This is a genomic window from Pseudomonas sp. P5_109 (assembly GCF_034009455.1).
In the GTDB taxonomy this organism is placed as follows: domain Bacteria; phylum Pseudomonadota; class Gammaproteobacteria; order Pseudomonadales; family Pseudomonadaceae; genus Aquipseudomonas.
Map to the genome: position 1 here is coordinate 923,987 of NZ_CP125380.1, position 21,091 is coordinate 945,077.

Annotated in this window: 17 protein-coding genes; 6 read left to right on the top strand and 11 right to left on the bottom strand. The window is 59.8% G+C overall.

Annotated elements, in window-relative coordinates; translation table 11 throughout:
* The first annotated feature begins 54 nt into the window (after window positions 1-54).
* Window positions 55-954 (top strand): hypothetical protein, encoded by a 900-nt coding sequence (locus QMK54_RS03945; protein WP_320402105.1) that lies wholly within the window; start codon window positions 55-57, stop codon window positions 952-954.
* A 38-nt stretch (window positions 955-992) separates the two neighbouring features.
* Here QMK54_RS03945 and QMK54_RS03950 read toward each other — a convergent pair whose 3' ends face one another.
* Both QMK54_RS03950 and QMK54_RS03955 read right to left on the bottom strand, forming a co-directional pair.
* The gene (locus QMK54_RS03950) at window positions 993-3,521 is read right to left on the bottom strand and encodes a sulfite reductase flavoprotein subunit alpha (protein WP_320402106.1); all 2,529 of its coding nucleotides are present in this window, start codon (window positions 3,519-3,521) and stop codon (window positions 993-995) included.
* Between the two features lie 235 nt (window positions 3,522-3,756).
* Window positions 3,757-6,081, bottom strand: coding sequence for a TonB-dependent siderophore receptor (locus QMK54_RS03955; RefSeq protein WP_320402107.1), 2,325 nt, complete (start codon window positions 6,079-6,081; stop codon window positions 3,757-3,759).
* 206 nt (window positions 6,082-6,287) lie between these two features.
* Here QMK54_RS03955 and QMK54_RS03960 point away from each other — a divergent pair, with 206 nt between their 5' ends.
* Together QMK54_RS03960 and QMK54_RS03965 are read left to right on the top strand one after the other, a co-directional pair.
* Window positions 6,288-6,968: a Fe2+-dependent dioxygenase gene (locus tag QMK54_RS03960; RefSeq protein WP_223594792.1), complete on the top strand. Its 681-nt coding sequence runs from the start codon at window positions 6,288-6,290 to the stop codon at window positions 6,966-6,968.
* Window positions 6,969-7,727: a tetratricopeptide repeat protein gene (locus QMK54_RS03965; protein ID WP_320402108.1), complete on the top strand. Its 759-nt coding sequence runs from the start codon at window positions 6,969-6,971 to the stop codon at window positions 7,725-7,727. It begins immediately after the preceding gene.
* A gap of 103 nt (window positions 7,728-7,830) precedes the next feature.
* On the opposite strand, the gene QMK54_RS03970 is transcribed toward QMK54_RS03965, so the two are convergent.
* The 5 genes from QMK54_RS03970 to QMK54_RS03990 all read right to left on the bottom strand — a co-directional run bounded on the left by QMK54_RS03970 (window position 7,831) and on the right by QMK54_RS03990 (window position 13,129).
* Complete coding sequence (locus tag QMK54_RS03970) at window positions 7,831-8,994, bottom strand: type III PLP-dependent enzyme (protein ID WP_110657157.1); 1,164 nt, start codon at window positions 8,992-8,994, stop codon at window positions 7,831-7,833.
* A 684-nt stretch (window positions 8,995-9,678) separates the two neighbouring features.
* Window positions 9,679-10,836 carry a betaine/proline/choline family ABC transporter ATP-binding protein gene (locus QMK54_RS03975; RefSeq protein ID WP_110659999.1) on the bottom strand — a complete coding sequence of 386 codons (1,158 nt, stop codon included), beginning with the start codon at window positions 10,834-10,836 and terminating at the stop codon, window positions 9,679-9,681.
* Window positions 10,833-11,486, bottom strand: a complete 654-nt coding sequence (locus QMK54_RS03980; protein ID WP_320402109.1) for an ABC transporter permease — start codon at window positions 11,484-11,486, stop codon at window positions 10,833-10,835. Before QMK54_RS03980 ends, QMK54_RS03975 begins: the two co-directional genes overlap by 4 nt.
* 12 nt (window positions 11,487-11,498) lie before the next feature.
* Window positions 11,499-12,392 carry a glycine betaine ABC transporter substrate-binding protein gene (locus QMK54_RS03985; protein ID WP_223594798.1) on the bottom strand — a complete coding sequence of 298 codons (894 nt, stop codon included), beginning with the start codon at window positions 12,390-12,392 and terminating at the stop codon, window positions 11,499-11,501.
* 20 nt (window positions 12,393-12,412) lie between these two features.
* Entirely contained in the window at window positions 12,413-13,129 is a 717-nt protein-coding gene (locus tag QMK54_RS03990) for an ABC transporter permease (RefSeq protein WP_110659996.1), read from the bottom strand.
* 440 nt (window positions 13,130-13,569) lie between these two features.
* On the opposite strand from QMK54_RS03990, the gene QMK54_RS04000 reads away from it, so the two are divergent.
* From QMK54_RS04000 to QMK54_RS04010, 3 genes are all read left to right on the top strand, one after another.
* Window positions 13,570-15,153 (top strand): peptide chain release factor 3, encoded by a 1,584-nt coding sequence (locus QMK54_RS04000; RefSeq protein ID WP_060541686.1) that lies wholly within the window; start codon window positions 13,570-13,572, stop codon window positions 15,151-15,153.
* A 206-nt stretch (window positions 15,154-15,359) separates the two neighbouring features.
* A complete protein-coding gene (locus QMK54_RS04005; RefSeq protein WP_110659995.1) occupies window positions 15,360-16,595 on the top strand; it encodes an MFS transporter in 1,236 nt (411 codons plus the stop codon).
* A gap of 146 nt (window positions 16,596-16,741) precedes the next feature.
* Window positions 16,742-16,999 carry a hypothetical protein gene (locus tag QMK54_RS04010; RefSeq protein ID WP_110659994.1) on the top strand — a complete coding sequence of 86 codons (258 nt, stop codon included), beginning with the start codon at window positions 16,742-16,744 and terminating at the stop codon, window positions 16,997-16,999.
* 172 nt (window positions 17,000-17,171) lie between these two features.
* Here QMK54_RS04010 and QMK54_RS04015 read toward each other — a convergent pair whose 3' ends face one another.
* Genes QMK54_RS04015 through QMK54_RS04030 form a run of 4 tightly spaced genes read right to left on the bottom strand, consistent with a single transcriptional unit; the run spans window position 17,172 to window position 21,063 of the window.
* Entirely contained in the window at window positions 17,172-18,152 is a 981-nt protein-coding gene (locus tag QMK54_RS04015; RefSeq protein ID WP_110659993.1) for a peptide ABC transporter ATP-binding protein, read from the bottom strand.
* Window positions 18,152-19,120, bottom strand: a complete 969-nt coding sequence (locus QMK54_RS04020; RefSeq protein ID WP_320402110.1) for an oligopeptide/dipeptide ABC transporter ATP-binding protein — start codon at window positions 19,118-19,120, stop codon at window positions 18,152-18,154. Before QMK54_RS04020 ends, QMK54_RS04015 begins: the two co-directional genes overlap by 1 nt.
* Before the next feature lie 10 nt (window positions 19,121-19,130).
* A complete protein-coding gene (locus tag QMK54_RS04025) occupies window positions 19,131-20,042 on the bottom strand; it encodes an ABC transporter permease subunit (RefSeq protein ID WP_110659991.1) in 912 nt (303 codons plus the stop codon).
* Between the two features lie 10 nt (window positions 20,043-20,052).
* Entirely contained in the window at window positions 20,053-21,063 is a 1,011-nt protein-coding gene (locus QMK54_RS04030; protein WP_110659990.1) for an ABC transporter permease subunit, read from the bottom strand.
* Window positions 21,064-21,091: the final 28 nt, after the last annotated feature.

Sequence of the window (21,091 nt, forward strand, 5' to 3'; positions counted from 1 at the left end):
CACGGCTTTTTATTGATTGTGTTACTCGGGATTGAATACTCGCAGGAGACGCCGATGAGCGACGAGAACAGGGATGTCATATTTTTTCAGGAGGATGATTTTATTGCGTTGCGCGCATACAAATTGTTCTTGAACGAGGTGCTCCACAAGGATTTCATTACTCACTCAACCCCTGAGACATCAAAGGTGCTAGGCGCCTATGTGCAGGCGTTGAGCGAAGAGGCTGATGCGCAACTCTGCAGATTTCACTCCCTGGTGGAAGATGTGGCGGAGTTACGGGCGGGAGTGCTTGCCTGCATCGATCAAGCCCGCGACCTTCGACAGGTTTTCCTTGAGGCCAAACCAGGCGTGACACGCTACCGACGGGTGACTATTGATACTTTGGGGTGCGCTCCTTTCGACCTCTGGCAACCGCACCTTGCCATTTGCAGCCTTTACAACGTTTCCGGAGTCGTGAGCTTTTTCGTTGACCGGTGCCGCACCCACCTGAAAACAGTTGAACGGTACAGATTGAATGTTTCCTCGATGGAGCGAGGGATTCATCCAATGTTCTACCGCATCGTTGCGGCAAGAAAACAAAAAATAGAGGCGTACGGCTACTCACCGCAAAAGCCTCCTTCGGGTTCCGGGACCTCACCCTTCGATTTCAGAAGACCGTACAAAGGAGATCCTGCTCCTCAAACGCTGGAGCTGTATCGTTTGACTGGCGTGTACGCTTCCTCCTCCTCCGCACTGTTCAACTTCGGTCATTTTCTGAACAGGATCAAGCAGTTATTGATGGTGATGATTGACAGGCTTTGCTCGATAACCGCTTCCTCGACGTATTCGACTTTGCTCTTGGTGCTGGACCTGGTCGCCAGCTTGCTGGGTCCACTGCAACTGCGTATGGACAGATTGCAGGAATGGTCGGACTTCATGCGCCATCAAGGTAAATATGCTGTTGAAGAACAATGAGCAACATAGAGTTATAGCCGGATGAGATCCGGCTGCACTCAGTAGACGTCGCGGCGGTAACGGTTTTGTTCGATAAGCGTTTCTACCTGCGCTGCTCCGAGGACTTCCTGCAGCAACTGATCAACCCCGCTAGCCATCCCCTGCATACTGCCGCAGATATAAATCACCGCATCCTCTGCCAGCCACTTTTTCAGTTCCTCGGCCGACTCCCGCAAGCGATCCTGTACGTAGATCTTCTCGGCCTGATCCCGCGAGAAGGCCAGGTCGAGGCGCGCCAGATCACCGTTGATCAACCATTCTTCCAGTTCCGCGCGACATAGGAAATCGTGCTCACGATTACGCTCGCCAAACAGCAGCCAGTGACGTTGCTGACCATCGGCAATCCGGGCCTTGAGCAGGCTGCGCAAGCCGGCCAGCCCCGTGCCATTGCCCAGCAGGATCATCGGCACCGGTTGGGCTGGCAGATGGAAACCACTGTTGCGCCGCACGCGCAGGCTGATGGAACTGCCCACGGGCGCGTGTTCGGTCAGCCAGCCGGAGCCGACGCCGAGGTTGCCATCGGCATGCACTTCCTGGCGCACGATCAATTCCAACACGCCGTCGGCTGGAATCGAAGCAATCGAGTATTCGCGCATGGCCAGCGGCACGAGGGCCTCGGCCAGCGCCTGCGCGTGCAGGCCGACCAGATGGGCGCGGTTTTGCGGCAACTGGCGGCTGGCCAGGGCCTGTTCGAGGGTTTCCTCCAGGCCGTTGAGCTGCACCTTGGTCTCTCCGTGAATGCCCAGGCCGTCGAGGAAATGCTCGATGGCCCACGGGCAATTGCGCGGCAAGACTTCCACCAGATCACCGGCCAGCCAACTGCTGGTGGTCGGGGCGCTGAGGGCCAGCAAGTACACAGGCGATCCGCTGCTGTCCGGGTTGAGCAGTTCACGCCGGACCAGGGTCCAGTTGTCGTAGTTGGGCGCCTGCCAGGTGTCGACGGGTGCGTGGCCGGTCAGCAGGCCCAGTTGCTGTTGCCAGTGGCGCAGGGCGTAAGGATCGCCGCTGTCGACTTCCACTGGAGCGAACAGGGTCTTGCCGCCGCGTTCGCCGAGCCAGCTGTGCAGGCGCTTGGCGAATCCGCAGAAGTGCTGGTACTGCCGGTCGCCGAGGCCGAGGACTGCGTAGTTCAGGCGATCCAGGCTCGGCGTGCGGCCCAGTACCTTGCGTTCGAAACGCCTGGCGCTGTCGGGTGCTTCGCCGTCACCGAAGGTGCTGACGACGAACAGTGCGTTGTTCGAGTCCTGCAAATCCTGCTCGCTGACGTCCGCCAGCGGCTGTACCTTCACCGGCAGGCCTGCGGCCTGCAATTGCCCGGCGGTCTGCCAGGCCAGTTGCTCGGCGAACCCGCTCTGGCTGGCGAAACCGATCAGCCAGGCCGGTGCATCGTTGCCCGGTTGTACAAGGCCTTGGCGAGCATCCTTGATCTGGCGTTTTTTGCGGCGACGATCCAGGTACAGCAACCAGCCAGTGACGAAGAACAACGGCATGCTCAACGCGGTGAGGGTCAGGATGATCCGACCGACAGTGCCGAAGTAGCTGCCGACGTGCAGCGCATAGATGCTCGTCAGCAGTTGCGCCTTGACGCTCTTGTCGCTGTAGCGATCAACCCGTTTGACCACGCCGGTGGCCGGGTCGAGGGTGATCTGGTTCAGGGCGCGGTCATGCGGCGAAGTTTTCAGCAGGAAGTAAACGGTCGCTGGTTGACCGGCCACTGGCGGCATGCGCACGTTATAGGAACTGAGTTGCGGGCCGGCTGCGCTGTAGATGCTGCTCCACATCGCCGCGTAATCGGCTGTTGGTGCCGGACCTTGCGGCGCGGGGCCACGTCCGCCGCGAACGCGTTCGGTCTGCGGTGAGTCGGAGAGCAACCGGGTCAGGCCCTTGTTGTACCACTCGTAGGACCAGGACAGCCCGGTCAGCGCTGCCAGGAGGTAAAACACCAGGCACCAGGTGCCAGCCACCGAGTGCAGGTCCCAGTTGAAGCTGCGACCCTTTTTCTTCCAGTCCAGGGTCAGCCAGGCACGCCAGCTTTTCCACTGGCGAGGCCAGCGCAGGTACAGGCCGGACAGGCAGAAGAACACCAGGATCAGGGTGCAGGCGCCAGTGATCTGCCGACCCGTATCGCCCATGGCGAGGAAACGGTGCAGTTGCAGCATCAACCCGAAGAAGTCCTGGCCGGTGGCATCACCGAGGAACTCGGCAGTGTAGGGATCGAAGTAGCGCATCTCGCCTCGGCGCTCACCCGGCGGCGGGGTGAACCACACTTTGGCGGCGTTGCCACTGTCGGTTTCCACCGTGAGCATCGCGACTTTTTTGCCCGACGCGGCTTCGATGTGCTCCACCAGTTCGGCGGGCGGCAGCACACCGGCGACCTGTTTCTCGACTTGCAACACAGAAGGGTTGAGCGCATTCAGGATTTCGTCCTGAAACGACACCATCGCCCCGGTGATGCCCATCAGGGCCAGGACCAGCCCGGCGCTGATGCCGAAAAACCAGTGCAACTGGAACAGGGTTTTCTTCAACACGTCGCTCGCCTTGTTCGTTCAAATTTATTCATCACGACGCGCATTATGCCGTGGGGTTGTCGAGAAGCATTCTTTTTTACGCACAAAGGCCCCGTTCTGTTGAGCGGGGCCTGGACTGTCGAGCGAACTTTATGTGGGAGCGGGCTTGCTCGCGAAGGCAGTGTGTCAGTCGACTTAAATGTCAGCCGACGGACCGCCTTCGCGAGCAAGCCCGCTCCCACAGGTTCCGCATCTATCAGAAGTGGAAGTTGGTGCTCAGCAATGCGGTACGACCAGCCGCCTGGTTGGCGAAGTGAGTCGAGAACGCCTTGTCGTAGTAGGTTTCGTCGGTCAGGTTCTGCACGTTCAGTTGCAGGTCGACGTTTTTGCTCAGCTTGTAGGCTGCCATCGCGTCGTAACGAACGTAGGAATCAACCATGGTGGTGTTGGCAACACTGCCGAACACGTCATCGACATAGAACGCACCGCCACCGATGGTCAGCTTCGGCGTGACCTGGTAGGTCGTCCACAGGCTGGCACTGTTTTTCGGCGTGTTAGGCAGTTCGTTGCCGTTGTTGGCCTTGTTTGCCGGCAGGTCACCACCATCGACTTGCTCGCTGTCCATGTAGGCGTAACCGGCGAACACTTGCCATTTGTCGGTGAGCTTGCCGCTGGCCGACAGCTCGACACCTTGAACGCGGGTTTTGCCGACGTTTTCGTAGGTGGTGGTGTTGGTCTGCACACGAGCGTTGTCTTTCTCGGTGCGGAAGATGTCGGCGGTCAGGGACAGACGATCGTTCAGCAGGTCCCACTTGGTGCCGATTTCGTAGTTCTTGGTGGTTTCCGGCTCCATGTCGCTTTTCAGCAGGTTGCCGTTACGATCCGGTGTGCCGCCCAGCGGGTTGCCGTCACTGCCTTCACCGAGGACGTTGCCCGGTGGCGTGGCGGACGTCGCGTAGGACGCATAGATGCTGCCGTTTTCCGCTGGTTTGTACACCACGCCGAACTGACCGGTGACGAATTCGCTGGTGTCATCGCCCTTGGAGGTGGTCACGCTGGAACCGTTGAAAGTCTTGTAGTCGGTGTCGAAATGGTCGTAGCGCAGGCCCATGTTCACCAGCCACTGCTCGGACAACGTCAGGGTGTCGAACACATACAGTGCGTAGGTGTTGGCCTTGGTGTCGGTGCCGGCATAGTTGCGCGAGATGGCGCCGTTCCACGGATCATTCGGGTTCGGGTTGGACAGCGAGGTGCAGTTGTAGCCGCTAGGTGCGCCGATCAGTGCCGGCGAGCAGTTGGTGGTCGCTGCGGCTGTTCCCGGGGTGGTGTCCGTGTTGACGTTGTACGTGGACTTTTCGCTTTCCTCGTGGGTGTATTCGACACCGGTGGAGAAGCTGTTCTTGAACCCGGCGATGTAGACATCACCGAACAGGTCGGTCTGGTTGGTGGTGGTCTCGGTGTTGCTCACGCGGGTATTCGCGCGGCGCCACACGCTGCCATTGTTGACGTTGCCTTTGCTGTCGTCCGGCTGGGTCAGGATGTAATCCTGCATGCTGGTGCCGTGGCGCAGGGTGTTCTTGATGGTCAGTGCGTCGCTCAGGTCGTGCTCGATGGCGAAGGTCGCCGTATCGACGCGGGTCTTACGGAAGTCGCGGTCGGTCAGACCATAGAAATTGCTGCTGTCGCCGCCGTCATTCGGCTTGTCCGGGTTGGCCTTGGTACGCGCAGTCGAGCCTCCGGTCGGGATGGAGTAGGGAATGCCCGAATCCGGCGTGTCGTTGCTTTCGAGGTGGTAATAGTCAAGGTTGACGCGAGTGTCGGTGCCCAGGCCGAAAGCCAGGGACGGTGCCACACCCCAACGGTCGTAGTTGACGCTGTCACGCCCGGCGACGTTGCTTTCGTGGCTCAGCAGGTTCAGACGGCCAGCGGCGGTGTCGGTGAACTGGTAGTTGCCGTCGAAGGTATAACGCTGGGTCTGGTCGGAGCCCCAGGTGAAACCACCGTCGAGCGAATCGCCCAGGTGGGCTTTCTTGCTGACCAGGTTGATGCTGCCGCCGGCAGCGCCACGGCCGCCGATCGCGGAGTTCGGGCCTTTGCTGACTTCGATCGATTCAACGGCGAAGATCTCGCGGCTCTGGGAACCGGTATCGCGCACGCCGTCCAGGTAGGTGTCGCCCTGGGCGTCGAAGCCGCGGATGAACGGACGGTCGCCTTGCGGGTTACCGCCTTCACCGGCACCGAAGGTGATGCCAGGAACAGTGCGCAGCGCGTCCTGCAGGTTGAGCGAACCGGTGTCTTTCAAGACTTGTTGCGGAACCACGGTCACCGAGCGCGGCGTGTCGATCAGCGGCGCGGTGTACTTGGGCGAGGAGGCTTTCTCGACGTTGTAGGTCGTCTCGTCCTGAGCTTCGCCGGTGATGGCGGTGGCGCCCAGCGAAATCACATTGTCCGGTGCTTTTTCGTCGGTTTTTTCCGCCGCGAAAGCCATGTGGCCCGCGGAGCCGGCAGTAATCGCCATGCCGATGGCGGATGCGAGCAAACGTGGTGAACTGACCGGTACTTGTGGTTGTTGACGCGACATTTGAATTCCCCTCCCCAAGGATTTGAGGCGGCGGAATATAGGGTAAATACGTATTCGTAACAATTGCGAAACATTACTATTCGCACTGAATTTACATTCTTTACAATTTACCCTTACGGTTTTTGCTGACTCATTCGTCTGTTGGGTTTTACACGGGCAATAAGAATCAATACCATTGGCGTCCCTTTGTTTCCAGGTGTCTTGTCATGCTGCTGCACATTCCCGGCCTGTTCGGAAAAGATGAGGTGCAGCGCATTCGCGAGGCTCTGGAGCAAGCCGATTGGGCCGATGGCAAGATCACCGCCGGCTACCAATCGGCCAAGGCCAAGCACAATCTGCAATTGCCTGAAGGGCATCCGCTGGCCAAGGAGATCGGCGCGGCGATGCTGGAGCGGCTATGGAAAAATCCGCTGTTCATGTCGGCTGCGCTACCGCACAAGGTCTTTCCTCCGCTGGTGAACTGTTACACCGCCGGGGGCAGTTTCGACTTCCACATCGACAACGCAGTGCGTCAGCCCAAGGGCAGCGTCGAACGGGTACGCACGGATTTGTCCGCCACGCTGTTCTTCAGCGAGCCCGAGGATTACGACGGCGGCGAGCTGGAAATTCAGGATACCTTCGGCACCCAGCGGGTGAAATTGCCTGCCGGCGACATGCTGCTGTACCCCGGCACCAGCCTGCACAAGGTCAACGCGGTGACACGCGGAACGCGCCTCGCCTCGTTTTTCTGGACCCAAAGCCTGGTGCGCGAAGACAGCCAGCGCGCCCTGTTGTTCGAGATGGATGGGGCCATCCAGCAACTGACCCGCGATGTGCCCGATCATCCATCTCTGATCCGACTGACCGGCACCTATCACAACCTGCTGCGTCGCTGGGTCGAGGTGTAAGTGGCGGACTTTCGTTTGCGCCGCGAGGAAATGCTCGACGGCGAGCGCCTGCGCGCCATGCTCGACGAAAGCCCGGCGCGAGCGGCCCAGGCGATCCTGATCGCCGCGCGTGAAGGTGAAGTCGAGGCCCAGGCCTTGCTCGGGCAGATCCTGCTCGACGGCCAGGGTATCGCCCAGGATCAGCCACTGGCGTTGAGCTGGTTCGGCATCGCTGCCCGCCAAGGGCACTTGATGGCGCGCAACATGCTTGGTCGTTGTCATGAACATGGTTGGGGCTGTGTTGCTGATACTTCGATAGCGGCGCGGCATTATCGAGTGGCGGCGCAGGCCGGGCTGGATTGGGCGATGTACAACTACGCCAATCTGCTGGCGACCGGGCGCGGGGTAAACAAGGATCAGGCGTCGGCGTTCGGTTTCTATCAACGCGCGGCACACTTGGGCCATGCCAAATCGATGAACCTGCTGGGTCGATACCTGGAAGAAGGACGAGTGTGTCCCATGGATTTGCGCGCGGCTCGCGACTGGTACCGGCGTTCGGCCGAGGGAGGGGACTTTCGGGGGCAGTTCAGTTACGCCGCGGTATTGGCCCACACCGGCCATATCGACGAGGCGTTGGGCTGGCTGCGCAAGGCGCTGTCCGACGGCAACCCGAAATTTCTGCGAGTGGCGAGCCAGACGCTGGCCAGTGCAACGGATCCGCGGATTCAGGCTCTGGCGAGCGTGTACCTCCAGCGCGCCGACCAGTTGGAAACCGTGTAGGAGCGAGGTTGCTCGCGATGGTCGTTAACGATAACGCGTTCATACAGGATGTGCGCGTTATCCTCAGGTTCATCGCGAGCAAGCTCGCTCCTACAGGGGGGTGTTACACGTAGAACGACTTCAGCGGCGGGAAGCCATTGAACTCGACGGCGCTGTAGCTGGTGGTGTATGCGCCGGTCGACAGCCAGTACAGGCGATCACCGATGGCCAGGTTCAGCGGCAGGCCGTATTTGTAGTTTTCGTACATGATGTCGGCGCTGTCACAGGTTGGGCCGGCGATGACCACTTCTTCCATCTCGCCTTTCTTTTCGGTCCAGATCGGGAACTTGATGGCTTCGTCCATGGTTTCGATCAGGCCGGAGAACTTGCCCACATCCGTGTACACCCAACGCTCGACCGCAGTGCGGGATTTGCGCGCGACCAGTACCACTTCACTGACCAGGATACCGGCGTTGGCGATCAACGAACGGCCTGGTTCCAGGATGATTTCCGGCAGATCGTCACCGAAGTCTTCCTTCAGGAAACGGATGATTTCCTCGGCGTAGGTTTCCAGGCTGTTGGTGCGGGTGATGTAGTTGGCCGGGAAGCCGCCACCCATGTTGATCAGCTTCAGGTGAATGCCATCTTCTTCTTTCAGGCGCTCGAAGATCACTTTGACCTTGGCGATCGCCGCGTCCCAGACGCTGATGTCGCGCTGCTGCGAGCCGACGTGGAACGAGATGCCGTAAGGCACCAGGCCCAGGTCGCGAGCGAGGATCAACAGGTCCATGGCCATGTCGGTCTGGCAACCGAACTTGCGCGACAAAGGCCAGTCGGCGGTGGTCGAGCCTTCGGTCAGGATGCGCACGTAGACTTTCGAGCCCGGTGCAGCCTTGGCGATGTTGCGCAGGTCGGCTTCGGAGTCGGTGGCAAACAGGCGCACGCCCTTCTCGTAGAAGTAGCGGATGTCCTTGGACTTCTTGATGGTGTTGCCGTAGCTGATGTGGTCGGCGCTGACGCCGCGATCCAGCACTTTATCCAGCTCATAGATAGAGGCGATGTCGAAGCTCGAGCCTTTCTCCTTGAGCAGGTCGATGATTTCGACGGCCGGGTTGGCCTTGACCGCGTAGTAGACCTTGGCGAATTCGAAACCGGCGCGCAGGTCGTCATAGGCCTGGCTGATCATCGCGGTGTCGATCACCACGAACGGGGTTTCCTGCTTGTCGGCGAACGCCTTCATTTTCTGAAAGGTTTCGCGCGCGAAATAGTCTTCGACCTGGATCGACATACTTGGGACTCCTAGTGGCAAACATTAGTAATCAATGGGTGCAAATGAACGTCCTCCGTATCCCCACTTTGGTTCGCCTACTTCCCAAGGCATGTCGCCGAAAGCAAAAAGGCCATGGGAAGTGCCGCTTTCCCTTGGCCTTGCTGTCTCGTCGTCAGTACTTGAGCCGGATGGATCGTTTCCAGCATGGACGTTCGGCGCGAACTTTAGGGCGTGAGGGGCTTGAGATCAACAAAAAATGTCGCGTTTTTGCACTCTTCTGACGCGCGTCGCGGGCATCACTCTTTGTAACCGACTCAGATGACAGCCGGATGTTCCCGAAGAATTGCGAAGTGTTAAAAATACCTGCACGTTCGACGCTTTTGCGCGCTAACTCGCTAGAAAGTGCGATAGCGTCAACTTCGGCGACGTTGGCTGCGAGAAGGTCGGTTGAGGGGGATTTTGACTGTTGCACCACAGGTTTTCGAAGGCCGTGCTTGGCTGTGGGTGTTGATATTTTTTTCCGCTAAATCCGAGGCCCTAAAACCCGCTGAAAAATCAGCGGTTCAAAAAATAATGTGGCGAGGGAGCTTGCTCCCGCTGGACTGCGTAGCAGTCCTCTTCTTTTTTGAAAGAGGGGCCGCTTCGCGACCCAGCGGGAGCAAGCTCCCTCGCCACAGATTCAGTGTTTAAGTGTGCTTTTTTTTAAGCCACCACCGCCTCGGCCGGCGACACGATATTGGTCTTCATCCCGCGCGAACGACCTGAGCTTAAATAAGCAGCAATCGACTCCTGGGTCACCTCACCCAAAAACACCCGCTCGGCATCCATCACCGGCAACCACGCACGATTGAACTCGTACATGCGCGATAGCAGGATGCGCAGGTGCTCGTCGTACGCCGCCGTGGCGTTGAACTCGCGTTGGTACTGCGCGCAGGTGCCGGTCTGACGGTGCAGGTCGCGACGTCTTACATAACCCAGGGCTTTGTTCTCGGTACAGGTGACCACCACGTAGCGTCGGTCATGCTCATCCATCAACTCCAGCGCTTCGGCCACCGGGGTTTGCGGGCTGACGGAGGGCGCGTTGTCCGCCGCGTCTTCGGCTTTCACCAGCAACAGGCGTTTCAGCGTGCTGTCCTGGCCGACGAAGTTGCTGACAAACTCATCCGCCGGATGCGCGAGCAACGTGTCCGGGTGATCGATCTGCAACAGCTTGCCGGCGCGGAAGATCGCGATCTTGTCGCCGAGCTTGATCGCCTCGTCGATGTCATGGCTGACCATGATCACGGTCTTGTTCAGCGCCCGCTGCATTTCGAAGAATTCGTTCTGGATCATCTCGCGGTTGATCGGGTCGACCGCGCCGAACGGTTCGTCCATCAGCAGCAGCGGTGCATCCGCCGCCAGTGCGCGAATTACGCCGATCCGCTGCTGTTGGCCACCGGACAGTTCTCGTGGATAACGATGCAGGTATTGCTTGGGTTCAAGCTTGATCATGCTCATCAACTCGCGGGCGCGGTCGTGGCATTTCTGCTTGTCCCAGCCGAGGAGTTTCGGCACGACCACGATGTTCTCTTCGATGGTCATGTTCGGGAACAGGCCGATCTGCTGGATCACGTAGCCGATGTTGCGGCGCAGCGTCACTTCATCGAGGCCGGTGGTGTCTTCGCCGTTGATCAGGATCTTGCCCGAGGTGGGTTTGATCAGGCGGTTGATCATTTTCAGCGTGGTGCTTTTGCCGCAACCCGATGGCCCGAGGAACACACAGATTTCGCCTTCATTGACGGTCAGGCTTACCGAGTCCACGGCTTTCACATCTTTACCGTTGCTTTGGAAGGTCTTGCTGAGGTTTTGAAGTTCGATCATTTCAGGAGTCCTTTTGGAGTCAGCGAACGTTGCAGCACTTGCAGGATCAGGTCGGCGATGATTGCCAGCACACTGACCAGCACGGCACCGACGATCAGCATCGACATGTCGCTACGGCTGATGGAAGCGAGGATGAGTACGCCGAGGCCGCCAGCGCCAATGGTGGCGGCGATGGTCATGACGCCGATGTTCATGACCACGGCAGTGCGTACGCCAGCGAGGATCACCGGCACGGCGATGGGCAATTCGACCATGCGCAGGCGCTGGCCGAAGGTCATGCCGATGCCGCGTGCGGCTTCACGGATGCCTGGTTCGACGCTGGTCAGGGCCAGGTAGGTGTTACGCATGATCGGCAGCAGCGAATAGAGAAACACCGCCGTGATCGCCGGCATCGGCCCCAGGCCCTGGCCGAATATTGAATAGAACGGCAGCAGCAGGCCGAACAGGGCAATCGACGGTACGGTCAGCAACACCGTGGCGCTGGCCTGCAACGGACCGGCGAGACTCGGGAAGCGGGTCATCAGGATGCCCAGCGGCACGCCGACCAGGATTGCCAGGGTCACGGCAATGCCGACCAAGGTGATGTGTTGCCACGTAAGGTGTAAGACCAATGGCCAGTCGAGATGGGAAAAGGCGTTCAAAAATTCCATGACTTTTCCTCCTTAATTGATCGGGTGTTGGCGCAGGAAATCGGCGGCAACGGCTGAAGGGCTCTGGTGATCGACATCGACCCGTGCGTTGAGCTCGCGCATGGTGTTGTCGTCGAACAGTTCAGCCAGCGGCTTGAGCTGTGCGGCCAGTTGCGGATGCGCATCGAGGTAGGCCTGACGCACCACGGGCGCTGCGGTGTAGTCGGGGAAGTAATGCTTGTCGTCTTCCAGCAGTTTCAACTTGAAAGCGTTGAGGCGGCCGTCAGTTGTGTAGACCAGGCCGGCAAACACCTGGCCGTTGCGCAGTGCCGTGTAGACCAGACCCGCATCCATCTGCCGGATGTTCTTGCGGGTCAGGTTCATGTCGTAGAGCTTGACCATGCCATCAAGGCCGTCCGAGCGGTTGGCGAACTCGGTGTCCAGCGCCACCAGGTTGTTGGTCTTGGCCTCCTTGCGCAGCACCCTGTTCAGTTCACTGATGGTGTTGATCTGCGGGTATTGGTCGGCGACGTTCTTCGGCAGGGCGAGGGCGTAGGTGTTGCTGAATTTCGACGGGGTGAGCCAGATCAGGCCTTTTTTCGCGTCGAGTTCTTTTACTCGTGCGTAGGACTGTTCGCTGTCGAGTTTTTCAGTGACATGGTTGTAGGCCACCAGCGAAACGCCGGTGTATTCCCAGAGCATGTCCAACTGACCACTTTCGTGGGCGCTGCGGGCCAGATTGCTGCCCAGGCCGCCGGTCACTTGTACGTCGTAACCCTTGGTGCGCAGGTACTGCGAAGTGATCTCCGCCAGCAGGGTCTGTTCGGTGAACACCCGGGCGCCGATGCGGATCAACGGTTTTTCCGCGGCCTGGGCAAATCCTGCGCACAGCAGGATGCAGCCTAGTAAAAAGCTTGATGTTTTCATGACGATTCCTTTGCCGGGGCTTAAGACGGGCGTAAGCCGCGTTCGAGCCAGAGGCGGCTGGCGAGTGTCACCAGGCCGTCGAGCAACAAGGCCAGCAACGCGGTGCACGCGGCACCGAGCAGCAATTGCGGCTGATTGTTCAGGGCAATGCCGGGGAATATCAGGCTGCCAAGGCTGTTGGCGCCAATAAGGAACGCCAGCGGAGCGGTCCCGACATTGATCGCCAACGCCACGCGCACGCCACCGATGATGATCGGCACTGCGTTGGGCAATTCGACTTTCCACAGCACCTGGCGCGGGGTCATGCCGATGCCGACGGCGGCTTCCTTGAGCGAGCCTTGAACGTTTTTCAGGCCTTCGTAGGTGTTGCGCACGATGGGCAGTAGCGAGGCGAGGAACAGGGCGAAGATGGCGGGGCCGCTGCCGATGCCGAGGATGCCGAGGGCGATGGCCAGGACGGCGAGGGGCGGGACGGTGTTGCCGATATTGAAGAACTGCATGAAGCGCTCGGCACGGCCGATCATGTTCGGGCGGCTGAGGAGGATGCCGGCAGGAATGCCCACGACAAGGGCGGCCAGCATGGAAGCGAGGACGAGAATCAGATGAGCTTGCAGGTAAAACAACAAATCGTCGCGGTAGTGTTCGATCGTGTTGATGCCGATCCAGTTGATCAGCAGGGCCAGAAGGGCGAATACCAGCGCGCCTCCTATCAGCCCTTTGCCATAGTGGATAGCCACAGGCGGACTCCTTTTTTCAGTCGGCGAACGCTTTTTCGTGTGGCAAGGCCATTCCTGGCTGCCGAAAAAGTGATCGCGATAAGCAGCTCATGCCGAGCGCGTTTCCCTGTAGGAGCGAGCTTGCTCGCGATGGTCGTCAACGATAACGCTGGGTACCTGAATGTACGCATTGTCTGGACGTTTTTCGCGAGCAGGCTCGCTCCTACAGGGGGTACGCACACGGCTTGTTGAGCCATGAGCACAGCCTCGTCAGGCCGAATTGCAGGTGTTTCAGGCCCCCGACGAGTGGTCGTAACGGGGGAGTGGACGTCTCCGTGCTTTAAAAGGTTCCCATCTGAAGCAGCATTTGGCCACCCCTAATGTGCTCAACGGTTCGGTTCTTCGATCAACTTGGGCTATAATCTGCGCCCTTTTTTGAATCACCTGCCAGGCGATTTCCCATGACCAAACAGGCCGCCGAAGTCGCGAAACGCCGCACTTTCGCCATTATTTCCCACCCCGATGCCGGTAAGACCACCATCACCGAGAAGCTCTTGCTGATGGGCAAGGCGATTGCGGTAGCCGGTACGGTGAAATCTCGTAAGTCCGACCGCCATGCCACCTCCGACTGGATGGAAATGGAAAAGCAGCGTGGTATTTCCATTACCACGTCGGTCATGCAGTTCCCATATCGCGAGCACATGATCAACCTGCTCGACACCCCGGGCCACGAAGACTTCTCCGAAGATACCTACCGCACCCTGACGGCGGTGGACTCGGCGTTGATGGTTCTCGACGGCGGTAAAGGTGTAGAGCCTCGGACCATCGCCCTGATGGACGTCTGCCGTCTGCGTGACACGCCGATCGTCAGCTTCATCAACAAACTCGACCGTGACATTCGCGACCCGATCGAACTGCTCGACGAAATCGAAGCCGTCCTCAAGATCAAGGCGGCGCCGATCACCTGGCCGATTGGTTGCTACCGTGATTTCAAGGGCGTGTATCACCTCGCCGACGACTACATCATCGTGTACACCGCCGGTCACGGCCACGAGCGCACCGAAACCAAGATCATCGAGAAGCTCGATTCCGATGAAGCCCGCGCCCACCTGGGTGACGAGTACGAGCGTTTCATCGAACAGCTTGAGCTGGTGCAGGGCGCCTGCCACGAGTTCAACCAGCAGGAGTTCCTCGACGGCCAACTGACCCCGGTGTTTTTCGGTACCGCACTGGGCAACTTCGGTGTCGACCACGTGCTCGACGCCGTGGTTGATTGGGCGCCGCGCCCGCTGGCACGCGTGGCCAACGAGCGTACCGTGGAGCCGGTGGAAGAGAAGTTCTCGGGCTTCATCTTCAAGATCCAGGCGAACATGGACCCGAAACACCGCGACCGCATCGCCTTCATGCGTATCTGCTCCGGCAAGTACGAAAAAGGCATGAAAATGCGCCACGTGCGCACCGGCAAGGACGTGCGGATCGGCGACGCGCTGACCTTCTTCTCCTCCGAGCGTGAGCAACTGGAAGAGGCGTTTGCCGGCGACATCATCGGTCTGCACAACCACGGCACCATCCAGATCGGCGACACCTTCAGCGAAGGCGAAGTCCTGGGTTTCACCGGTATCCCGCACTTCGCCCCGGAACTGTTCCGCCGCGTACGCCTGAAAGATCCGCTGAAGTCCAAGCAACTGCGCCAGGGCCTGCAGCAGCTGGCCGAAGAAGGCGCGACCCAGGTGTTCTTCCCGGAGCGCAGCAACGACATCATCCTCGGCGCCGTCGGTGTGCTGCAGTTCGATGTGGTTGCCAGCCGTTTGAAAGAGGAATACAAGGTCGAATGCTCCTACGAGCCGATCACTGTTTACTCGGCACGCTGGATCGAATGCAGCGACAAGAAGAAGCTTGAGGAATTCTCCAACAAGGCCGTGGAAAACCTGGCACTGGACGGCGGCGGTCACCTGACCTACCTCGCGCCTACACGGGTTAACCTGGCACTGATGGAAGAGCGCTGGCCGGACGTGAAATTCCGTGCGACGCGAGAGCATCACTAAGCGCTGAGTGGCGACACCCGAAAGCCCACTGTGAAAACAGTGGGCTTTTTTTGTGGATTGATTTTGCGCTGGAGACGATTGCGTAGGTCTTTTCCTGCGTATTTGTAGCTCGTCTCCGCTTTTGCCCTATGGGGAGATTTGCCCGCGACAAGGAAGTCGTTGGCGTTTAGTGTTCAAGGCACCTTTCGCAAACAGCGGCCATTTTGATGATCAAGGGAATGACGCATCTACTGAGGCTGGACGGCTATTTCAGCGTTATGGCCTGGGTGCTCGCGGCGCTGCTGTTCATCAATCGACTGAGCAGCATGGTCAAGTTGTTCATGGCGTTGTACCTGCGTCAGGAGCTGGGGCTGGCCATTGAAACCGTTGGCTGGCTGTTGTCGGCGTATGGCGCCGGATTGCTGATCGGTTCGATGCTTGGCGGGTTGCTCAGCGACCATGTGCGCACGGCGCGACTGACCGCAGCGCTGTTCTTCATTTCAGTATGGGGGCTGATCCTGTTGGGGCTGGTTACGCAGGTGCCGCTGCTGGCCGGATTGCTGGTGCTCAGCGGGGCCGTCGACGGGGCGATCCGTACGCTGCATCAACGGTTGATCATGGAGTATTGCGAGGTTGCGCAGCGTTCCCGGGCACAAGCCTTGAGCCGGGTAGCCCGGAACCTCGGAATGGCCGCTGCCGGGGTGGCGGGCGGCGTTTTGGCGCAGACCGATTTTCGCTGGGTGTTCTTCGCCAGCGCGGCCATGACCCTGCTGGCCTTGCTCTGGTTTGTCCGCACGACATGGCGCCGACCGGTGCTGATCCCGGACGAGAAACCTGACAGCGGCTCAGGCTCAAGCGTGCCCTATCGCGACAAACCATTCCTCTGGTTATTGGCGGCGACGGCCTTGCTCGGGATGGCATTCGACACGGTCTACAGCACGCTGGGTAACTATCTGCGTGATTACTATCGCCTGGGCACCGAAGCCATCGGCTGGCAGTTCGCATTGAACGCCGTATTGGTGGTGTCGTTACAGATTCCGTTGACACATTGGGGCGAACGCTGGGGTACGCGCCGCCAACTGGTGGCGGGCAGTCTGTTGCTGGCCTGTGGGCTCGGTATGTTGCCGTTGGGTTCCGGGCTGTTCTACGCCTGCCTGTCGACAGTGGTCTGGACATTGGGCGAGGCACTGTTCGTGCCGCCACTGAATATGCTGGTCATGCAGCACGCGCAAAGTGGAAAAAGCGGACAGTACTTTGGCGTGTTTTTTATGAGCTGGAGTGCGAGTGCGCTGTTGTCGCCGGTGCTTGGCGGTCAGTTGTACGGTCACTTTGGCGGGCACAGTGTGTGGCTGGTCAGTGCGGCGTTGGCGCTATTGTCCATACCGCTGATTTATCAGGCCACCCGCTCTCGCGCTCCAGACCAAATTGAAGGACAACCCCGCCGAACTGTTTCGCTTAGCTGATCCGGCTATTGGATTTATTCGAAACCAGTCTTTCTGCCGAAGGCATTTCTACTCGCTCATTAGCGTCCAATCTGGAGAACCCGGCTGATCGCAACTAGATTTGACTCAGCGCCAGACAGGCACTCTACGAAAGGAAGGAATCGGCTATGAACAGGTTGTTTCGCGTTTTACTGTTGTTGAAGGTGTTGGTGATGCTTTCGCTCGGGACGTCGACGGCGTGGGCCGAGTGTATCGATCACGGGGAGCAGGCTTCGAGCGGGCAAGCGGGATACGCGGGGTTGATGCTCGCCAAATCCGAATCGGAACCGGGAGATCAGGGGCAGGGTGGGGCTGACAACGGCGATGATTCGACCACCGATGAGCCGGACTCCGATGATGAGGATGAGGGCGATAGCCAGACGTGAGCCGCCGATAAAACAAAACCCCCTCTACCAGACCGATGCGCAATCGAAGTAGAAGGGGTTGGGTTAACAACGCTTAACCTGTGGGAGCGGGCTTGCTCGCGAAGGCGATCTGTCAGTCGACATTGATGTTGACTGGAATGACGCTTTCGCGAGCAAGCCCGCTCCCACATTCTTACGCCGCGCCGTCGAGGAATTGCTCGGCGTGGTGGCATGCCACCTGGCGGCTGTCGAGCAGGCGCAGGGCCGGTTCTTCAGTGCTGCAACGCTCGGTGGCGTATGGGCAGCGCTTGTGGAAGGCGCAGCCGGGTGGCGGGTTCAGCGGGTTGGGCAACTCGCCGACGATCTTGATTTTCGGTTTGTTCGGGTCCGGGTGAATGGTCGGCGTGGCCGACAACAGCGCCTGGGTGTAAGGGTGCAGAGGGCGTTCGTAGATGGCGTTCTTCGGGCCCATTTCCACCGGGCGACCGAGGTACATCACCATCACGTCATCGGCAACGTGTTGCACCACCGCCAGGTTGTGGGAGATGAACACGTAGGCGGTGTTGAACTCCTGCTGCAGGTCCATGAACAGGTTCAGCACCTGTGCCTGGATCGATACGTCCAGCGCCGAGGTCGGCTCATCCGCCACCAGTACTTTAGGCTGCAGCATCATCGCTCGGGCCAGGGCAATCCGCTGGCGTTGACCGCCAGAGAACATGTGCGGATAACGCTGGTAGTGCTCGGGCCGCAAGCCCACCTGCTTCATCATCGCCTGGACTTTCTCGCGACGTTGCGCGGCGCTCAGGTTGGTGTTGATCAGCAGCGGCTCAGCCAACTGGTCGCCGACTTTTTGCCGTGGGTTCAACGACGCGTAGGGGCTCTGGAACACCATCTGCACGTCTTTGCGCAGTTGCTTGCGCTGGGCCTTGTCGGCACCGGCGACTTCCTGGCCGGCGATTTTCAAGGAGCCGGAGGACGGTTCTTCGATCAGCGTCAGGGCCCGGGCCAGGGTGGATTTGCCGCAGCCCGATTCACCCACGACGGCGAGGGTCTTGCCGGCTTCCAGTTCGAACGACACACCGTTGAGCGCGCGTACGGTGGCGTGCCCCTTGAACATGCCACGGGACACTTCGTAGTGACGGGTCAGGTCGCGGGCGGTAAGAACGACGGCCATTACGCCACCTCCTGGTTCAGCGGGTAGAAGCAGCGAGCGAGGCTGTTGCTTTTCGGGTCAAGGGTCGGACGTTGTTGACGGCAGTTGTCTTTCACATACGGGCAGCGCGGCGATAGCAGGCAACCCTGCGGACGGTCGTAGCGACCGGGCACGATACCCGGCAGGGTCGACAGGCGCGCGGCACCCTGGCTGTGTTCCGGAATCGCCTTGAGCAGCGCTTCGCTGTACGGGTGCGCCGGAATGTCGAACAACTGTGGCACCTGACCGACTTCGACCGCTTGGCCGGCGTACATCACGCACACGCGCTGGGCGGTTTCGGCGACGACGGCGAGGTCGTGGGTGATCAGCACCAGGCCCATGTTCTGTTCTTTCTGCAACGCCAGCAGCAGGTCCATGATCTGTGCCTGGATGGTTACGTCGAGTGCCGTGGTCGGTTCGTCGGCGATCAGCAGTTTCGGTTCGCCGGCAATCGCCATGGCAATCGCGACACGCTGGCTCATGCCACCGGAGAGTTGATGCGGGTAGGCGTCCATGCGGCTGGCGGCGCCCGGGATCTCGACTTTCTCCAGCAGTTCGATGGCGCGCTTGCGCGCTTGTTTGCCGGACAATTTCAGGTGCAGGCGCAGCACTTCTTCGATCTGGAAACCGACGGTGTAGCTCGGGTTGAGTGCGGTCATCGGGTCCTGGAAGACCATCGACAGGTCTTTGCCGACGATCTGCCGACGCTGACGATTGCTCAACTTGAGCATGTCCTTGCCGTCGAAGCTGAGCGAGTCGGCGGTGACGATGCCGGGATGCTCGATCAGCCCCATCAGCGCCATCATGGTCACGGACTTGCCCGAACCCGACTCGCCAACGATGGCCAGTACTTCGCCCTTGTCGACTTTCAGGTCGAGGCCGTCGACTACTGGCGTGGCGTTCTTGTCGCCGAAGCGCACGTTGAGATTCTTGATTTCTAACAATGACATGGGAATCTCCTCAGGCGGCGTTCTTGAGTTTCGGGTCCAGCGCGTCGCGCAGGCCGTCACCCATCAAGTTGATTGCCAGCACGCTGAGCAAAATGGTCAAGCCAGGCAGGCTCACCACCCACCAGGCGCGTTCGATGTAGTCGCGGGCCGAGGCCAGCATGGTGCCCCACTCAGGGGTTGGCGGTTGTACGCCAAGGCCGAGGAAGCCCAGTGCGGCGGCATCGAGGATCGCCGAGGAGAAGCTCAGGGTGGCCTGAACGATCAGCGGCGCCATGCAGTTGGGCAGCACGGTGACGAACATCAGGCGTGGCAGGCCGGCACCGGCCAGGCGCGCGGCGGTCACGTAGTCGCGGTTCAGTTCGCCCATCACCGCGGCGCGGGTCAGACGAACATAGGACGGCAACGAAACCACGGCGATGGCAATGATGGTGTTGATCAGGCCAGGGCCGAGGATGGCGACAATCGCCACGGCCAGCAGCAGCGACGGCAGGGCCAGCATGATGTCCATCAGACGCATGATGGTCGGGCCGAGCACCCGCGGGTAGAACCCGGCGAACAGGCCGAGGAGAATCCCCGGGATCAGCGACATCACCACCGACGACAAACCGATCAGCAACGACAGGCGCGAACCATTGATCAGGCGCGACAGCAGGTCGCGGCCCAGTTCATCGGTGCCGAGCAGGAACTGCAATTGTCCACCTTCCAGCCAGGCCGGTGGGGTCAGCAGGAAGTCGCGGTACTGCTCGCTCGGGTCGTGAGGGGCGACCCACGGGGCGAAGATGGCGCAGAAAATCACCAGCAGCATGAACATCAGGCCGGCGACGGCACCTTTGTTCTTGGCGAACGCTTGCCAGAATTCTTTGTACGGAGACGGGTACAGCAGGCTTTGATCGACTGCTACCGATGGAATTGGAGTGGTCATGGTCATGATCTCAGCGCTGATGACGGATGCGTGGGTTGGCAAAGCCGTAGAGGATGTCCACTACGAAGTTGACCACAATCACCAGGCAGGCGATTAACAGGATGCCGTTTTGCACGACGGGATAGTCTCGGGCGCCAATGGCTTCGATCAGCCATTTGCCGATGCCGGGCCAGGAGAAGATGGTTTCGGTCAGGACCGCACCGGCCAGCAGGGTGCCGACTTGCAGGCCGACCACCGTCAGTACCGGAATCAAGGCGTTGCGCAGACCGTGCACGAACACCACGCGCGACGGAGACAGGCCCTTGGCCTTGGCGGTGCGAATGTAGTCTTCGCGCAGCACTTCGAGCATCGAGGAGCGGGTCATCCGCGCGATGACCGCCAGCGGGATGGTGCCCAGCACGATGGCCGGCAGGATCAGGTGATGCAGGGCATCGAAGAACGCACTGACGTCATCGGCCAGCAGCGTATCGATCAGCATGAAGCCGGTGCGCGGTTCGATGTCGTAGAGCAGGTCGATCCGCCCGGACACCGGAGTCCAGCCCAGGCTCACCGAGAAGAACATGATCAGGATCAGGCCCCACCAGAAGATCGGCATCGAGTATCCCGCCAGGGAGATGCCCATCACCCCATGGTCGAACAGGGACCCTCGCTTGAGTGCCGCGATTACCCCGGCCAGAAGGCCGAGGACGCCGGCGAACAGCAGAGCGGCCATGGACAGTTCCAGGGTCGCGGGGAACAGGGAGGTGAATTCGGTCCAGACGCTTTCACGGGTGCGCAGGGACTCACCGAGATCGCCGTGGGCCAGTTTGCCGATGTAATCCAGGTACTGGGCATACAGGGGTTTGTTCAGACCTAGGCGTTCCATTGCCTGAGCGTGCATTTCGGGGTCGACTCTGCGTTCGCCCATCATGACTTCCACGGGGTCGCCAGGGATCATGCGAATCAACGCGAATGTCAGCAAGGTGATGCCGAAAAACGTGGGGATCAGTAACCCCAGTCGGCGGGCAATAAAACTAAACATCGTAAGGTGTACCTCATCAGCCGGTTAG